Source organism: Brachyspira pilosicoli P43/6/78 (assembly GCF_000325665.1).
Lineage (GTDB): Bacteria > Spirochaetota > Brachyspiria > Brachyspirales > Brachyspiraceae > Brachyspira > Brachyspira pilosicoli.
On the sequence record NC_019908.1, the window covers coordinates 1,509,278 to 1,527,776 of the forward strand.

Annotated in this window: 15 protein-coding genes; 11 read left to right on the plus strand and 4 right to left on the minus strand. The window is 26.5% G+C overall.

Going from position 1 to position 18,499, the window contains the following annotated elements; all coding sequences use genetic code 11:
- The first annotated feature begins 260 nt into the window (after positions 1-260).
- The 4 genes from BPP43_RS11485 (at position 261) to BPP43_RS06690 (ending at position 2,104) form a co-directional block, all read left to right on the plus strand.
- Positions 261-629: a nuclease-related domain-containing protein gene (locus tag BPP43_RS11485; RefSeq protein ID WP_051013557.1), complete on the plus strand. Its 369-nt coding sequence runs from the start codon at positions 261-263 to the stop codon at positions 627-629.
- Between the two features lie 80 nt (positions 630-709).
- Positions 710-979: a topoisomerase DNA-binding C4 zinc finger domain-containing protein gene (locus tag BPP43_RS11490; protein ID WP_051013558.1), complete on the plus strand. Its 270-nt coding sequence runs from the start codon at positions 710-712 to the stop codon at positions 977-979.
- 89 nt (positions 980-1,068) lie between these two features.
- Positions 1,069-1,650, plus strand: coding sequence for a DUF3793 family protein (locus tag BPP43_RS06685; protein WP_015274525.1), 582 nt, complete (start codon positions 1,069-1,071; stop codon positions 1,648-1,650).
- A gap of 22 nt (positions 1,651-1,672) precedes the next feature.
- Positions 1,673-2,104 carry a flavodoxin gene (locus tag BPP43_RS06690; RefSeq protein ID WP_041752875.1) on the plus strand — a complete coding sequence of 144 codons (432 nt, stop codon included), beginning with the start codon at positions 1,673-1,675 and terminating at the stop codon, positions 2,102-2,104.
- A 79-nt stretch (positions 2,105-2,183) separates the two neighbouring features.
- Here BPP43_RS06690 and aroB read toward each other — a convergent pair whose 3' ends face one another.
- Positions 2,184-3,236, minus strand: coding sequence for a 3-dehydroquinate synthase (aroB, locus tag BPP43_RS06695; RefSeq protein ID WP_015274527.1), 1,053 nt, complete (start codon positions 3,234-3,236; stop codon positions 2,184-2,186).
- A 108-nt stretch (positions 3,237-3,344) separates the two neighbouring features.
- Here aroB and BPP43_RS06700 point away from each other — a divergent pair, with 108 nt between their 5' ends.
- Complete coding sequence (locus tag BPP43_RS06700; protein WP_015274528.1) at positions 3,345-5,681, plus strand: hypothetical protein; 2,337 nt, start codon at positions 3,345-3,347, stop codon at positions 5,679-5,681.
- Here BPP43_RS06700 and BPP43_RS06705 read toward each other — a convergent pair.
- The 3 genes from BPP43_RS06705 to BPP43_RS06715 all read right to left on the minus strand — a co-directional run bounded on the left by BPP43_RS06705 (position 5,674) and on the right by BPP43_RS06715 (position 9,602).
- Positions 5,674-6,081 (minus strand): hypothetical protein, encoded by a 408-nt coding sequence (locus tag BPP43_RS06705; protein ID WP_015274529.1) that lies wholly within the window; start codon positions 6,079-6,081, stop codon positions 5,674-5,676. The genes BPP43_RS06700 and BPP43_RS06705 overlap by 8 nt on opposite strands.
- Before the next feature lie 96 nt (positions 6,082-6,177).
- On the minus strand, positions 6,178-8,103 hold the full coding sequence (locus BPP43_RS06710; RefSeq protein ID WP_013244543.1) for an OPT family oligopeptide transporter: 1,926 nt from the start codon (positions 8,101-8,103) through the stop codon (positions 6,178-6,180).
- 59 nt (positions 8,104-8,162) lie between these two features.
- Entirely contained in the window at positions 8,163-9,602 is a 1,440-nt protein-coding gene (locus BPP43_RS06715; RefSeq protein WP_013244542.1) for an aminoacyl-histidine dipeptidase, read from the minus strand.
- Positions 9,603-10,209: 607 nt separating this feature from the next.
- Here BPP43_RS06715 and BPP43_RS06720 point away from each other — a divergent pair.
- The 6 genes from BPP43_RS06720 to BPP43_RS06745 all read left to right on the plus strand — a co-directional run bounded on the left by BPP43_RS06720 (position 10,210) and on the right by BPP43_RS06745 (position 18,299).
- Positions 10,210-11,172, plus strand: a complete 963-nt coding sequence (locus tag BPP43_RS06720) for a class II fructose-bisphosphate aldolase (protein ID WP_013244541.1) — start codon at positions 10,210-10,212, stop codon at positions 11,170-11,172.
- Between the two features lie 283 nt (positions 11,173-11,455).
- Positions 11,456-12,364: an SAM hydrolase/SAM-dependent halogenase family protein gene (locus tag BPP43_RS06725; RefSeq protein ID WP_014932388.1), complete on the plus strand. Its 909-nt coding sequence runs from the start codon at positions 11,456-11,458 to the stop codon at positions 12,362-12,364.
- Complete coding sequence (locus BPP43_RS06730) at positions 12,337-13,137, plus strand: uracil-DNA glycosylase (RefSeq protein WP_015274531.1); 801 nt, start codon at positions 12,337-12,339, stop codon at positions 13,135-13,137. The genes BPP43_RS06725 and BPP43_RS06730 overlap by 28 nt, the downstream gene beginning before the upstream one ends.
- Before the next feature lie 235 nt (positions 13,138-13,372).
- Positions 13,373-14,209 carry an ankyrin repeat domain-containing protein gene (locus tag BPP43_RS06735; protein ID WP_015274532.1) on the plus strand — a complete coding sequence of 279 codons (837 nt, stop codon included), beginning with the start codon at positions 13,373-13,375 and terminating at the stop codon, positions 14,207-14,209.
- A gap of 63 nt (positions 14,210-14,272) precedes the next feature.
- On the plus strand, positions 14,273-15,112 hold the full coding sequence (locus BPP43_RS06740) for a TP0624 family protein (RefSeq protein WP_013244537.1): 840 nt from the start codon (positions 14,273-14,275) through the stop codon (positions 15,110-15,112).
- A 19-nt stretch (positions 15,113-15,131) separates the two neighbouring features.
- A complete protein-coding gene (locus tag BPP43_RS06745) occupies positions 15,132-18,299 on the plus strand; it encodes a DUF4132 domain-containing protein (protein WP_015274533.1) in 3,168 nt (1,055 codons plus the stop codon).
- The last annotated feature ends 200 nt before the right edge of the window (positions 18,300-18,499 follow it).

Genomic DNA, 18,499 nt, shown 5'->3' on the forward strand with positions numbered 1-18,499 from the left:
TCTCGGGGACTAGTCCCCGAACCCCTACTTCTTTTGCAGCCGCAAAGAAGCAAAAAGGCTGCATTGTTTATACTTAAAATGTTGGTATTATTTTATACTAAGACATATTCCAATATATAAATTGTACTTTTTGTTACGGAAAAAGTTAAATAGAAAATTCAAATATTTTATATCATTTTTACAAAATATAATATTTGACAAAATAAAATTTAAGTATAAATTAATATTAGTTCAACCTATAAAAATACATATTTATAATTATGGGACTATTTAAATATATTGCAAAAAATATTTTTAATGCTTTTTTTGATTTAGATTCAATTAAAGGTAAAGTTGGGGAGATTCAAGTTGATTCTACTCTCAATCCTTATTTATTTGGAAAAGTAAAACATAGACAAATAAACAATTTAACAATAGTAGATAATAATGGTCAAAGTCATCAAATAGACCATATTGAAATAAGAGAAAATGGAATATTTTGTATAGAAACTAAAAACTATAGCGGACTTATATTTGGAAGTGAATATCAAAGAAAATGGACACAATGTTTAAGAAAAGGTGAAAGAAATTATTTTTATAACCCAATAAAACAAAATAATACTCATATATATCATTTAAAAAAATATTAGGAAACAAATATAATATTAATTCTGTAATAGTATTTACTCAAAATAATGCTGATAATATCAATATAAGAAATGTTATTAATTTGTGCGACTTAAAAAATTATTTATATCAATTTAATGATGGCTCAAATTATACTGATGATGATATGAATTATATTTATAATAAATTAATTTCAAATAATCAAATTATATCTAAAGAAGAGCATATATCAAATATAAAAAATACAAACTATAAAATAAATAATGATATATGTCCTAGGTGTAATGGAAAACTCATTTTAAGAAAAGGAAAATACGGAGAATTTTACGGCTGCTCTAATTATCCAAGATGTAGGTTTACTATAAAAAAATAAAATTTATTATATAAATTTTAAATAAAAAGTTAGAATACACTAACAAAACTATTGACAATTTTAAAATATATGTTAGAATACTCTAACATATGAATGAGCATAACTTTGATAATTTAATTATTAACCACTGTGCACCAACACTTTCTGGTATAAAAATAGCTAACATATTTACATATCAATACCTCTCTAAAAAAGATGTTTATAAAAAAATAGCATCATACAACAAAATATTAAATAGCCGCAATATAAATGTATCTATTATAAAAGATTATGATAATAAAGTAATAGTTTATGTTTATAATAAAAAAAGACTTGAGGAATATATTTTTAATGATGAGATTTTTGATTTTTTAGAGGATTATGGGTATAAAGATAAAAACCTATATAAGTGTATAGAACTATTAAAAAAGAGAATGCAGTATAACAAAGAGTTTCCTCATGAGATAGGAATATTTTTAGGATATCCTCTTATGGACATATACGGCTTTATAAATAATTATGGAAAAAACAGTTTATACACTGGATATTGGAAAGTATATCATAACAAAAAAGAAGCTATAAAAACTTTTGAAAGCTACAATAGGTGCAGAGATTTTTATACAAGCACATTTTTAAATGGTAAGGGCATATTGGAGATAATGGATGATTATAAAGAATATGCTTATATTTAATAAAAATTTATGGAGGATAAAAATGAGTAACAAAATAGCTGTAATATATTGGAGTGCTACAGGCAATACTGAGCTTATGGCACAGAATGTAAAAAAGGGTATTGAAAATGCAGGTGCAGAAGCTGATATTTGTTCTGTATCTAGTTTTGATTCTGCAAATATAGATAATTATTCAAAATTAGCATTAGGCTGTCCTGCTATGGGAGCTGAGGTTTTGGAAGAATCTGAGTTTCAGCCTTTTTATGATTCAATAAGAGATAAGCTTTCTAATAAAAAGGTAGCTTTATTCGGCTCTTATGATTGGGGCGATGGCGAATGGATGAGAATATGGCAGGAAGACGTAAATAGTGCGGGAGGTTCTTTAGTTAAAGAAGGACTTATTGCAAATCTCACTCCAGATGATAATGCTATTAACGAATGTATTAAATTAGGAGAAGAATTAGCTAAGGCGTAAAAGAAATAAAGTAAAATAAATAAAAAAGAGGTATTAAAGTAATTTAATGCCTCTTATTTTTTTAATATATTTTAGTATCTTATAAAAGATTTACTATATCATTAATGCTTACTTTATTTATTAAAGGCTTTTCTATATCTTCTAAAAACACAAAATTAATTTCATCATTGCTTCTTTTTTTATCAAGTTTAATTGCATCTTTTAAGTTTATATTGCTTGGTATTTCGGTAGGAAGAGAGAATTTAGCAAATATATTTTTAGCTCTCTCAAGTAAACTTTTATCTTTAGTAATATTCTTTTTTATTCCATACTCTATAGCAAAAATCACACCTATTGCAACAGCCTCACCATGAAGCAATACACCATACCCAGCAGCATTTTCCACACTATGCCCAATAGTATGACCAAAGTTTAAAAACATTCTCTCTTTTTTCTCTTTATAATCAATCTCTACTATATGACCCTTCAATTCACAATTTCTCTTAAGAATAAAATCCATATCAAAGTTATTATTATTTTCTAAATATTCTAAAAGTTTTTTATCAAATAAAAATGCATGCTTAATAACTTCAGCCATACCCGCATTAAACTCTCTCTTTGGAAGCGTATTTAAAACATCACTATCCATTATAACAAGTCTAGGGCTATGAAAAGCACCCACTAGATTTTTACCTTCTTTAATATTAATTCCTGTCTTTCCGCCAACAGAAGAATCAACGCAAGCAAGAAGTGTTGTAGGTATCTGTACAAAATCAATACCCCTCATCCAAGTAGCAGCAGCATACCCAGCCATATCCCCTATAACACCGCCGCCTAATGCTATTATTATATCTTTTCTGCTTAACTCATTTTTTGCAAGAGCTGAATATATATTATAAATGCTTTCTATGTTTTTGTTAGTTTCTCCATTTTCAAGTACGCATACAGATGTGATAACATTTTCTTTCTCTAAATTTTTTTTCACTGTTTCAGTATAAAACTTATCAACTATGTCATCAGTAACTATTAAAGCCCTCTTTCCTCTAAGAACTTCTTTTACTAATTTACCTGTATCATTTATTAATCCTTTCTTAACTAAAATATCATAGTTTATTTTTAAATCGTTGTTTATATTAATATTAACTTTATTCATACATATAAGCCCTAATTTATTTTTTAGTATTATAAATTATTTTAAAAAAATAGATAACATTTTATTTTAATTAAATATATAATAACACCTAAATATTTAGGAATAAAAATGAAAAAAATAATACCAATAATTATATTTATATTAATACCCACTCTAATAATATCATTTTCAATATTAGGAAATATACCAAGAACTGCAACATTAAAGTTCAAATTATTAGAACAAAATAATAATAATACTTATAAATACAAATTAAATATGTATACCTCAAATAAAATATTTAGATACAGCGATTTATTTTTTATATTTTTAAATGAAAAAAATCTGCCAAGCTATATAAAAGAAATATCATCAACAAATAAAGGTTATACAAGTCTAGAAATTATATCATCAGAGAAACTAGATGAAAATAAAGAATATCAAGCAGAATATATAGTATCATTAAAAAATGAGGTTTATATTATATCTTTAATGCTATCTTATTTGCTTTTATTAATTATAATAAACATTAATGTAAAATCATTAAAAAAGAGAGCGGTTTTTTTATATCTTTCTTTAATAATATTAATAATAATAAATGCTATAATAAAAGTAAATATAAATTACACAGGAATATTTTTATTAATATCGTTTTATCTCATAATAATATCAAATAATATAAACCCTCCCAACAAATTAAATAATATAACACATCAAAAAATAATTTTAATAACATCTTCTATATTAGTAGCTTTAAGCAATATTTTTATTATAAATTATAGCTACCCTCTTGTTGGAGAAGATATAAGCATGATACTTCCAAGAGGATATTCTTTATTAACCTATGCTAAAAATAATGGAATATTTAACATAGAGTTTGCTTCGCCTTTGTTTGGTGCCGGTTTAATATCGTATCCCAATCCTCAATATGACCAATTTTCAATATTTTACTTTTTAAGATATATAATGCCTTTTTGGAAAGCTTATTTACTATGCGTATTTTTATTTTCAATAATAGGATTTATTTCTTTTTATTATTTTAATAAAGATGTATTAAAAGTAGATTTTAAAACATCTTTAATGTCTGCTGTATTATTTTCTTTTACAGGATATTATATACATCATATAATGATAGGTCACTGGACTTTTTTATATCACCCTTTAACTGCATTAATAGTTTATCTTTCATTTACTGATAGACTAAATTATGTTATAAAAATATTAATAAATGCATTAACATTTTCTGCAATGATATTCGGCGGAGCTATGCAGACAATATTTTTCTATACTTGTTTTACTTTATTAGGTATTGCCGCTATATTATTTAAACCAAATAAAAAGTTTATTATTCAATGCTTATCTATTATTTTATCATGTTTATTAGGAATAATATTATCACTTTCAAAGTTCACACAATCTGTATATTTTGGAAGACTAATAGAAAGAGGCAATTCTGGTCTTCATGATAATAATCCAGCACTAATATTTAGAACTGTTGGCAATTTATTACTATACCCTATATTATCTGCAGCATCATATATTAAAGATAATTTAGGATTAAGATGGGAGCATGATATAGCTTTGCCTACAATGATGATAGTATTATTAATTTTTATAAGTTTATATTTTATATTAAAATCATCAAAAAAAGAAAAAATAGAGTTTATAAAAAAATATAAATTTAATATTATATTTATACTAATGTTTCTTTATATATACTTTGACATATTTTTTGCAAATGGATTAATACGTTCTGCATTTACAAAACTAAGATCTGTAAACTTGCATCTAAGAATAGCAAGCACTCTGATAATACCTATACTAATGATATTTTCAATGATATTTACTAAAATAAATATTTGGAATAATAATAAAAAAATTATACTTTCTATATTTATAATTCTATCAACTACAATCTTATACTATCATAGATTTATTAGCATACAAACTATTAATACAAATTATGTTGAAACAAATATAGATTTTGATGATAAAGTATTTTACTCTATAAAAAGCAATCATGATAAATATAAAGTAACATATATAAATAACAAATTAGAAATATATAACATGATAGATTTTACAAATAATACTGCTTATGAATTAAATACATCAAGATTACCCTACGAATCAATATATGGATATGGCTTAGAAACTTTTAAAGCTAAAGAAGAAGGCTCTCCATACAAGATAGTTAATAATAAATATAACTTTACAGACCCAAGAAGCTTAATATTCTTTAACAATAATTTTCCACAATTTAGCGGCTTTAATACAAATGATATTGATAAGTTAAATAATTTCTTAAGTTTTAAAGAAGTTAAATGGGAAGAGCCAAAATATTTTACACTGTCAAATTATATAAGTGCAGTATCTCATATAATAGTTATTAGTATATTGATATTATATTTTATTTATAAATTATTAAAAAATATTATTATGCATCATAAAAATAACACTATTTAGATATATCAACATCTTCTTTTGCTTTTACTTTTTTATATCTTATCCATCTTCTGCCTTGTATATAATGCATAAACTTAATTAATCTTATAAGAGAGTTTTTAAAATTATCATTAGAGTTTTGTTTTTGTATTTTAGCTATTTCAAATATGCATTTCTCTCCGTCTATATTAAGCCAAGCGGAAGTGCATAGTTCATCGAATTCTATATCTTTATTTGGTTTCTTTTTTAAAAGCCAAGCTGCTATTTTTGTAATTGGGTTATTAACATCAAATATTAAAAGTACTTTTCCATTATCATTTATTTTCCAATTAGTATGTATAATCTCTGGAACATACAATACAAAATTATGCTTATCTTCTTCTTTTAAGAAATTATCTAATGAGAATCTATTATCTTTCATTTATTAAAAAATCCTATAAATTATATAAATAATTTTTTATAAAATAATGGGCTTAGCTCATGTGATTGCCAAGCCCATACTATTTATTTTTAAATATTATTTTTTATCCTTGCTTACAGAATACTTATAAATCCAAGCAGCAAATAGTATAAATATTATAAATGTAATAGCATTGCTTTGAGGAACAATTTTTGAACCAAAATTAATAGCAACATTCAAAGCAGCCATAACACCTATAAATATACCAGTAATAGCATCACCTGCAACTAAACCAGAAGCAAGCAATATACCTTTTTCAACAGCCTCAGTTTTTTCTTCTTCTTTGTCTTTAAACTTCATTTCAACTAATTTTCTTACTATACCGCCAATAAATATAGTAGTAGTTAAAGTGATAGGCAAATATAAACCTAAAGCTACAGGAAGAATAGGAAGTTTAGCTAAAGCACAAAATACTGCAATAGAAGCTCCAATTATAACCAAAGTCCAAGGTAACTGAGCAGTCATAATACCTTCAACTATAAGTTTCATCAAAGTAGCCTGAGGAGCAGGAACAGCCTCACTACCAATACCATAAGCAGTCTGCATAAGTATAACAGTAGCAGCAGCACCAACAGAAGCCACACAAAGAGCTATAAACATACCAATTTGTATATTTTTAGGAGAACCGCCAATTATAAAAGTAGATTTCAAAGACTGAGCAACACCTCCTGCAGTAGCAGTAGATACACATACAACACCGCAAACAACAAGAGACATTCTAATACCCTCTTCACCAATATTGCCTGTTAATTTGAAAGCAGTAGCAACAATTAAAAGAGTAGCAATAGTCATACCAGAAACAGGGTTATTACTAGCACCAATAACTCCAACCATTCTTGCAGATACAACAGCAAAGAAGAAACAGAATACTACAGCCAATATACCGCCTAATATTCCGCCTCCAATTATAGGAACAAGCCAAGTAGCTAAAAAGCCAAATATAGCAGCAGTAATAAGCCATATTATAGGAGCATCTTGATTGATTCTGTCATGATTATCACTAGCACCCTTCTCACCCATACCAGCTATAGACTTTTTGAAAGAATCTATAATTGTAGGAAGAGATTTAGCTAAAGAGATAAAACCTCCCATAGCAACAGCACCAGCACCAATATATCTTATATAACTGCCCCAAACTTCCTGAGCAGACATTTCTGATATCAAAGTAGTAGAAGGGAATATAGGAGTATTAATTAAACTTCCAAAATATTTAATGATAGGTATAAGACCAAGCCAAGCAACTATACCGCCTGCAAACATTAATGATGAAGTTTCAAGTCCAATAATAAAACCAACACCAAGAAGTGAAGCTAAAGTATCAACTCCAAGCATAGTTTTTTCATAAGGCTTAATTATGTAAGTAGCACTCTCTTTCCAAAAACCAAATCCGCCAGATAAAAGTTTGTATCCAACACCAGCAATAATACCAGTAATCATATACTTAAAACCTTTACCGCCCTCAGAGCCTATTACCAACACTTCAGCCTGAGCCATAGCTTCAGGATAAACTAAAGAACCATGCTCTTCTACTATCAAATATTTTCTTACAGGAGTAATGAAAAAACAACCCATAAATCCGCCGATAATAGTAACAATTATTACGGTAAATATTGAAAGCCCCATACCAAACAATATTAAAGCAGGCAAAATAAATATTATACCGCCCGCAATAGATTCACCAACTGCAGTAAGTGATGCTGCAAAGTTAGCTTCTAATATGTTATTTCTTTTAAATAAAGCTTTAAACACACCAGTAGCAAGTATAGCACCAGGTATACCAGCAGATATTGTAAGACCTACTTTCAATCCTAAATAAGTATTAGCAGCCGCAAAAACTATAGCCAATATAACACCAAGTATTATAGAATAACCAGTCATCTCCGGCATCACAGTAGTAGCAGGTATAAAAGGAACATAATCTTCACCCTTTATTCCGCCATAAGCATTTTTTGATAGCTTTCTAGCCTCTTCTTTAATAGACATTCCTATTTCTCTCCCTATTTTTTATTATTATTTAATATTTTTTATTTAAGTATTTTTGTTTAAGCAATACTTATAACAAGCTCTTTCAAGAATCTCCACATTCTATCAACAGAAGATATACTCAAATGCTCAGCAGGTGTATGTACATCTTTAATATCTGGACCTATACTTATCATATCAACATCTGGCAAAGGCTTTTTAAGTATTCCGCATTCTAATCCTGCATGTATAGCCTCTATTTTTGCATCTTTTCCTGTAACTTTCTTATAAACATTCAATGCTATATCTTTAACTTTTGAATTAGCATCATATTCCCAAGCAGGATAACCATTAGACATTTGGAAAGAAGCTTTTGTCATATGAGCAGCAGATTCTATCTTTAAACCTATCTCTTTAGATGAGCTTTCTACAGAACTTCTTACTGATATAGTAAATCTTAATTTTCCATCTTCTTCTTTTAATACGCCATTGTTACAGCTAGTCTGAACTAAACCTTCTATATCTTTACTCATATAAGCAACACCATCTGGAACAAGCATCATAAAGTTAATAACATTATTGCTCAATTCTTTAGTAAAGCTTTCTTTAACATCTGAAGCCTCTGAAACATTTATAACCATATCAGGGTCTTCTACTCTATATTCATTTTTTATGTTTTTAGCAACTTCTTCTAAAGTCTTTTTTACTTTACTAATATCTTTAGAAACTACTAAAGCCTCTGCATGTTTTGCTATAGCATTATGTTTAGCACCGCCTTCTATATGTGATATAACAACATCATCTCTTACAGCATATAATAATCTGCCAAGCAATTTTATAGCATTAGCTCTTTGTTTAATAATTTCTATTCCAGAGTGTCCGCCTTTAAGTCCTGATACTTCTATCTTTAAAGCCTTTCCATCTGCTTTTTCTCTTTTAATATCAAAATCTGTTAAAGTGTTCATTCCGCCAGCACAGCTTACCAAAAATATTCCCTCTTCTTCTCCATCTATATTAATCATAGTTTTACCGTCTATATGCTCACCAGTAATAGCAATAGCTCCGTCCATACCAGTTTCTTCTGCAGTAGTAGCTAGTAATTCTATAGGAGGGTGAGGCAAGTCTTTAGAATCAAGCAATGCCATACCCATAGCTATAGCAATACCGTCATCGCCTCCAAGTGTTGTATTATTAGCTCTTAATATATCGCCCTCTACTATCATTTCTATAGGGTCTTTTCTAAAATCATGCTTAGAGTCTTTTGTTTTTTCGCATACCATATCAACATGACCTTGTATTATTACGGCAGGCTTGTTTTCGTATCCGCTTGTACCTTTCTTCTTTATAATTACATTCATAGCACTATCTTGATATACTTCCAAATTTCTATCTTTAGCAAACTTTACCAAAAAATCACTAATCTCTTTTTCATGTCCTGATTCTCTTGGTATTTTATTTATTTCATTGAACCATTTGAATACTTCTTTTGATTCTATTGAATTAAAAGCATTTAAATCCATAGTATATTACTCCTTAAAATAATATAAGTTATTTTTATTATTTTGTACTTTTATTAGTATAATAAATAATATAAAAATTGTCAAAAAAAATTAATAATATATCAAAAAATTTACTTTTATGTAACTTCAAGTAGTAATATACTTTATTGTTTATAATATAATTTCATAAATAAATTTTATTCTAACTCCCCACCCAATAGGCTTTTTGTTTTTTACTAAAATCTTAAATTATATTTATTTTTTTAGTTACACTCTAATTTTTGTTTCCCACCCTAGTTTTTTAAAAATTTGTAATCTACTCACCGCACGGTAGAGCAAGCAAAATATATAAATAATTTTAAAATTTAACTTTAATCTTATATTTATAAATTTACACACCGTGCGGTAAGTTGGCATTAAATCAAATCAAAGCTTGGGCGGGGGCTAACATTTCTAATTAGGCAATAAATATAAAAAAAAATAAAACTTCTTAAAAATATTCAAAAAAACATGAAGGGCGGGGCTGTATATAAAACTCTATACCAAAATATAAAAAGCATATATTTACTTGAAAAATTATTATTTTTGTTATATCATTAAAATATATTTTATAAAATTGGAGTGAAATATGGTTAAATTTGCCGACTTAGGTCTTGTTAATAGTAGAGACCTTTTTAAAAAAGCTATTAGCGGCGGTTATGCTATTCCAGCATTTAACTTTAATAATATGGAACAACTTCAGGCTATAGTACAGGCTTGTGTAGAAACTAAAAGCCCTGTTATTATTCAAGTATCTTCTGGTGCTAGAAAATATGCTAATCAAACATTATTAAGATATATGGCTCAAGGAGCTGTGGAATATGCTAAAGAATTAGGTGTTAATGTACCTATAGTATTACACCTTGACCATGGTGATAGCTTAGAACTTTGTAAAAGCTGTATTGAATATGGTTTCTCTTCTGTTATGATAGACGGAAGCCATCATGATTACAATACAAATGTTGAACTTACTAGAAGCGTTGTAGAGTATGCTCATAAATATGATGTTACTGTTGAAGGAGAATTGGGTGTACTTGCTGGTGTAGAAGATGATGTTGTAGCTGAAAGTCATACTTATACTAGACCTGAAGAAGTAGAAGATTTCGTTAAAAAAACAGGTGTTGATTCACTTGCTATATCTATTGGTACTAGTCACGGTGCTTATAAATTCAAGCCTGGTCAAAACCCTCAAATAAGATTAGATATTCTTAAAGAAATTGAGAAAAAGATTCCAGGATTTCCTATTGTACTTCATGGTTCTTCAAGCGTACCTCAAGAATATGTTAAAATGATTAATGAAAATGGCGGTAAACTTGATGATGCTATAGGTATTCCAGAAGAGCAATTAAGAGAAGCTTCTAAGAGTGCAGTTTGTAAAATCAATATCGACAGCGATTCAAGACTTGCTATGACTGCTGCTATTAGAAAAGTATTCCATGATAACCCTAAAGAATTTGACCCTCGTAAATATTTAGGACCTGCTCGTGATGAAATGAAAAAACTTTATATTCATAAAATAATGAATGTATTAGGTTCAAATGGTAAAATATAATAAAAATTAAAGGAGATATATACTGTGGGAAAACAACATAGAAAAGTAGTGAAACGCAAAAGAGCTTTAAGAAGAATCAAAAGACAAAAAGATGCTCTTAATGCTAAAGCTAAATAAACAAGATTTTTTTAAGGGTGTAAGTTTTTTCTTATACCCTTAATTTTTTGTTAGTAATTTGATAATAAATCATTAGTAAAATAAATATATTTAATAAATAATTCAATATAATTAAAACATTTTATTTTTAAACAACATTTAAAATTATTTTATTTAAGGTAGAAAAATGAAAAAGATTATTATATCAATATTAGTAATATTTTTTGTAATCTCTTGTACTAATCAAAACAATGTAAATAATAAATCCCCTCTTGCAATTCAAACAGATTTTGGAAGAAAGGATAATGCTGTAGCAAGCATGTATGGGGTTGCTCTTAGTGTAGATAAAGATTTAAAAGTTTATGACCTTACACATGAAATACCTGCATACAATATATGGGAGGCTGCTTTAAGACTTGACCAAACTGCTAGGTATTGGCCTGAAGGTACTGTGTTTGTTAGTGTGGTAGACCCTGGTGTTGGTACTGATAGAAAATCGGTTGTTATGAAGACTAAAAATAATTATTACTTTGTTACTCCAGATAATGGTACTTTAACTTTTGTTGCAGAGTCTTTAGGAGTAGAAGAAGTAAGAGAAATTGATGAAGTAAAAAATAGACTTACAAACTCACAAGAATCATACACTTTCCATGGAAGAGATGTTTATGTTTATACTGGGGCTAAACTTGCCTCTAAGCAAATTACTTTTGAAGAGGTTGGTCAATCTTTAGGAACTAATATAACAAAAATTGAATATCAAAAAGCTAAATATGAGAATGGAGTTTTTTATGCTAATATACCTGTGCTTGATATTCAATATGGTAATGTATGGTCATCACTTCCTCGTAAATTAATGATTGATAATGGAATTAATACGGGAGACACTCTCAATGTAAAAATATATAATTATAATGAGCTTGTATGGACTGGAGACGTTAAGCTTGTAAATACTTTTGGAGATGTACCTGAAAACGAAAATATGGCTTATTTTAATTCTGAACTTAATTTTTCTCTAGCTATTAATATGGGTAATTTCTCTGAAAGATATAAAGTATATAGCGGACCTAATTGGAGTATGGAAATTACAAAAAAATAATAAAAAATTATAATGATGGGTTTTACAAAAAGCCCATTATTATAATTTATAGTAATATAAATATGACAAAAATAGAACAATATCTCTTAAATACAAACAAAATAAAATTTTTCGATACTATTCACTGTGATAAAAATAAAAAGATAATAATAAAAAACAAGCATCTCAAAAAAACTAACGGAGTACAGATGGAAATAAAAAATACAGAAATAAAAAATGAAGAGTTAAAGAAACTATATCAAACTATAACTAAATGTATGAAATGCGAAGCTTTATGCAGCACTCGTAAAAATGTGGTATTTGGAAGAGGAGATGAAAAACCTGATATAGTATTTGTAGGAGAAGCTCCTGGTGCTGATGAAGATAAATTAGGTTTTCCTTTTGTAGGGAGAGCTGGTAAATTATTAGATAAGTGGATTGAGAAGCTAAACATTTCTAACTACTATATTATGAATGCTTTAAAATGCCGTCCGCCTGAAAATAGAGACCCGCTTTTAGAAGAAAAAGATAATTGCAGAGAGTTCTTTACAAAGCAACTTGAAATATTAAATCCAAAAATTATATGTGCATTGGGAAGACATGGTTTTTCTAACCTTGTAGATTTTGATTTAAAAACTCCTTTTGGAAAAGTGAGAAACAATATTCATTATTATAATAACATACCTGTAATTGCAACATATCACCCTGCATATATATTGAGAAATCAAAAAGAAGAAATAAAAGTAATAGAAGATTTGGAGTTTATGATGAGGGAATTAGAAAAACTAAAATAATTATATTTTATGTATAGTGAAAATTTTTAAGTTTCTTTGTTCTTTTTCCCGCCGCAAAAAGAACCAAAAAGTGCAAATGCTTTAGCTTAAAATTTTAGTTCTTTGCGAAACGTATTCGAAGGGTAAAACTTTGACGAAGTCAGCACCGCGTAGCTACAGGAAAAAGTTGAATAAAATAAACTTATATGACAAAATATACTTGTTTTGATATAAACTTTTTTATTAGGAAACGGATTTGAAAAGAATAATATTACTATTTTGTTTAAGTGCTTGTTTATACGCTCAAGAATTTGATTATCTATTACCAGACGATTTTGACACAAATGAATATAAAGAATATTATACAAATGATAAAGAAGAGCATATAGAAAACAAAAAAACAAACACCCCCACAAAACCAACTATATTCGACTATATAAACCCTTCATATAAAATAAAAGATACAATAATTAATCTTCAAAACTATATTGACAAAGGCGGAGATATTAATGCCACAAACACAAACGGCAACACTATTTTAATGGAAGCTTCAGCAATAGGCTATTACGATTTAGTTGACTATATAATAGATAAAAAAGCAGAAATAAATATTACAAACTCAAATGGTGAAAATGCTTTAATACTATCAGCAGATTATCCATATATATTAAATCTTCTTATAGAAAATAATGCAGATGTAAATGCTATAGACAATAAAGGAAAAACAGCCCTTCTCACTGCTGCAGAAAAAGGAAATATTATGTCTGTACAATTACTTATAAAAGAGAAAAGTAATATTAGCCAAAGGGATATTTTAGGTAAAAACATATTGATGTATGCTGTTGAAAGTGAGAATTTAAACTTAGTGAAATATTTAGTAGAAAAAGTAAAAGTGGATATTAATGAAAAAGATGACTGGGGACAGAATGCTATATTTTATGTTACAAAAATAGAAATGGCTAGATATTTAATTTACAATGATATAGATTATAAAAGCAGAAACTCAATTGGATTAAAAGCTCATGAAGTGTTAAAATATAATAATAAAATAAATGTGTCTAACTATTTACAAAAATTGTATAATGATGAATAATAAAAATGTCTTTAAGTATTTTTTATATAAACCGAAAATATTTGCAGTATATTGGAGAGTATAATGAATATCAAAGTTATCTTATTATTTATAAGTATAAACATACTTCTATTTGCACAATCTACTTCCAATGTTGGAGATAATAATATATTAATAAATACCGGAGTAGGAAGAGTAGATTATACAACATATACAATATATGCTGATGCTACTGCTGATATTCTCACAGATAAAGTTTTACACCCAGAGGCATTATTAATACTTCAAGAACAGGCAGAAGAAGAAACTTTTAGAACTCTTTATCAGACTTTAGGTAATATTATAGTTAATGGTGATTATACAGTTTATAACATTATAGAAGAAAATGCTAAATTAAGAGAAGATGTTATGGACTTTGTTAATGATGCAAGACTTTTAGGGGTGTCCTATCCTAGCAGAACAAGCGTTAAAGTATTAATGGCTTTAGATATTATCACTAATCAGTTAATGTCAAACTTTATACAAAATATGAATACTTACAAACCTACACCAATAGTAACATATATTGATGCTGGTACTGATTATGACGGACTTGTAATTGATGCTAGAGGAATAGGTTTTAAACCTTCCTTATTTCCTACAATATATAATGAAAATGGCGATGCTATTTATGATATTGCTTATATAGACAAGAAAATTGCTTCTACTAATGGATATATAAAATATTCTACAAACTCATTTTTAACTAATCAAATATCTACAAATATTACAGGCAAAAAACCATATAATATAGTAGCTTGGAGTACTAGAGGAAAATTCGCTAGTGATTTGGTGATAGGAAATGAAGATGCTAGTATTATATTAAGTGCCAAAAAATTAAAAGAGGCTATTAGAAATTGTAAGGTTACAGTTATAATAGACTAATAATAAGCTTTTTAATATTATGAAAAAGATAGAATATTATATTGATTATATATTTGAAGAAAATCAAGAAGATATTAAACAATATGTATTAAAACAAACAGATATTATAAACTTTAAAATAAATAAAAATAATATATCAAATGACAAATCTGTATATTCTAAAATAGTAGAAAAATATTTTCAAAAAGATGATGATAATGATTATGTGATTAGAGTATTTAAAATTATTTCTTTATATGATATAGACAATATTTATGTATTTGAAGCTTTTATTATTAATATTATAGCAGGACTAAAAATAAAAGATGCTATATTAAAAACAATAAATAATAAAAAAATACTAAATTATAATAAAGAGAATATTTCAGAAGAAGAAATACTAAAAAGAAAATTCTGTATCTTCACCTACTTTGATAATGCATACAAATATTTTCCAAACTATATAAACAATTATATTGAAAATGTATATAAACTAACATTCGAAGAATCTTATAAAGAATATAATGACAATATAATAATACCATTAATGGCTTTAGTTGTTGGATACTATTTTAATAATAATGAAAAATATATAGAAAGAATTTTAGAATATTTAGATAATATAAATACACTAGACTCTATGCTTGCTGTCAGCATTATAGTAGATAAAAACAAAAAAATAGAAAACAAATTTTTAGAGTTATTAAAACAATTAGAAAAAGATAATAAAAATCTTATAGCAGATTTTATTTATATAGCAAGGCTTCCAATAGAAAATAAATACTTTTTTGATTTTAATAATTATGATGATTATATAAACTATTTAAAAGATTTAAATGCAGATAATTATATAATTTTTTTAATTAAATATTTAAGTAATAATATACACTTAAACTATAATAATATATATTCAGAGCTTATAGAAATAAAAGAATATGATGAAGAGACTTTTAATAAAATATATGAAGTATTAAAACTTTCAGATAATAATAAATATGCAATAGAATTAATGTCAATATTTAATTTAATAACAAACAGAAGTATTGATAATATAAATTATTTTTTGGAATCTTTAGAAAAAGAATTAGAAAACTTTTTTAATATTAAGCATATAAAATTTAATAGTATATATGATTTAATTCATGCTCTAAAAATATATAAAGATGATTTCACTATTAAGTTTAATGAGCGTATAATATTTTTATTGAATGTTTTTAATTGGTTTTATGAAACTGATGATAATTCTAAAAAAATTGTAAATGCTGTATTAGAATCTTTTCCATACAATTTAATGATTCCTATAATTATAAAAAACAATATAAACTTATTTAACAAAAATATAGACGATACAATAAAACAATATAATATAAACATAAAAGATTTACTAATATCCTATTTTAATAGCTACCCTATATACATATTTAAATCTCAATACATTACAGAATTATTGAATAACTATGCTTATAATATTAAAGAAGCATTTGAAGATATAGACTTTTTAAATACTGTATCAAATAAAAGTTATGCATTAATTGATTTTTTGGAATTAGTTTATAGTAAAAATAATTTTGATGATTATAGTATTGTTTATAATATTTTAAATACTGATAATGAAGAGCTAAAAAAATATGCTCTAAACATTATTGCTGAAAACGAAGAATTAAACAGAAAATACATAGAAGATAATTTAGATAATTGCAAAGAGTTTAAAGAGATATTAAAAAAATGGAATTACAATAAAGAAGATTTTTGTTTTAATAGCATTGAAGAGATTTATAATTATGTTGATTATTATTATACAGACAATGAGTTATTAGATTTTTTGGATAATAATTATTATAATATAGCCTCTAGAGAAAACACTAATATAAATATTAAAGTATTAAAATATATATTAAATGAATTCTTAAAAATAGAGAAACCTATAAAAATAAAAGATGCAGAGAAAATATTAGAGTTTATAGACATAAAATCTTTTATAGAAGCAGTTGAAAATACAGTAGAATATTTTATAAATAATAACCTAATAGAAGATAATATAAAAATAATAACTCCTTATGCAATATATGCTGATGAAAGTCATATAGAAAAACTTCATCAATTATTAATAAACTGGAATAATAGTTTTAAAACACCATTAATACTATATACAATGCAATCAATAGCCATAAACGGTAAAACTTCAGCATTAAAAATGATTAACAAATTCGCTCTAAACAGCAATAACAAAGAAATAAAAAATAATATAAAAGACATTCTCGTTTATGCATCAGAAATATTAAATACAAATATAGATAATATCTTTGAAAGATTATTCCCTAACTTTGGCTTTAGTATAGAAGGCAAAAAAATAATAAACTATGGTAATAGAAGCTTTCAATTACAATTATTAAGCGATTCATATTTAGAAATATTTGATATTCAAAACTCTTCAATAATTAAAGAACTACCAGATGCAGACGGAGATAAAGATTTAGAAAATATAAAGGAAGATTTTTTACATATTCAAAAAACATTAAAAGAAATAATCAATCATGAGAAAATAAAATTAACAAGAGCCTTAATAAATGGAAGAAAATGGGATTATAAAACTTTTTTTGAAGTATTTATAAATAATCCAATAATGCATTATTTTACACTCTCTTTTGTTTGGGGTGTTTATGATGAAAATGATGTTTTAATTGATTCATTTAGATATATGGAAGACGGTTCATTTATAACAGCAGATGATGAACTATATGAACTTCCAGACAGCTGCTATATTGGAATATACAATATAATTGATGATGATATAGAAAAATTTTATAAGTGGAAAGAACAATTAGAACTTTATGATATAGAACAGCCAATTAATCAATTTATAAATGAGCTTATAACATTAAAAGAAGAAAATGTAAAATATGATTCTATTATAATGTTTGAAGGAATAAAAATTGACACTTCATATATAAATCAACTATGCAGAGAGCTTGATATAAGAGATACTTATTTTAATGATAATGCTTCATATATGATATTTGATGATGTATTAAAAATAGTATGCAAAATTAATGCATTTGCCTATGGAGAAGAGATAGTTTTAGGCTCTATAGAGTTTTATGAGCTTGAAAAGAATGAGAGATTAGGCAAAAAAATAAATCCATTTGAAATTAGTCAAAAGTTTGTTAGTTCAATACTTTATTATTTATCGTTAGGATTATACGAATAAAAGATTTTTAGTATATATCTAAAAAATTATAAGTTTTTGTTTTATTATTTGCAGGGGCTTTGCCCCCTGCGAAGCGTGCCCGTATGGTAGCAACCCACTTCTTTTGCGACTGTAGGGAGTCCTTCAGGGCGACCGAAGGAAGTGCCCTTGCGGCGTGCCACAAAGAAGCAAAAAGGCTGCATTTAATAAAGTCTAGCTTT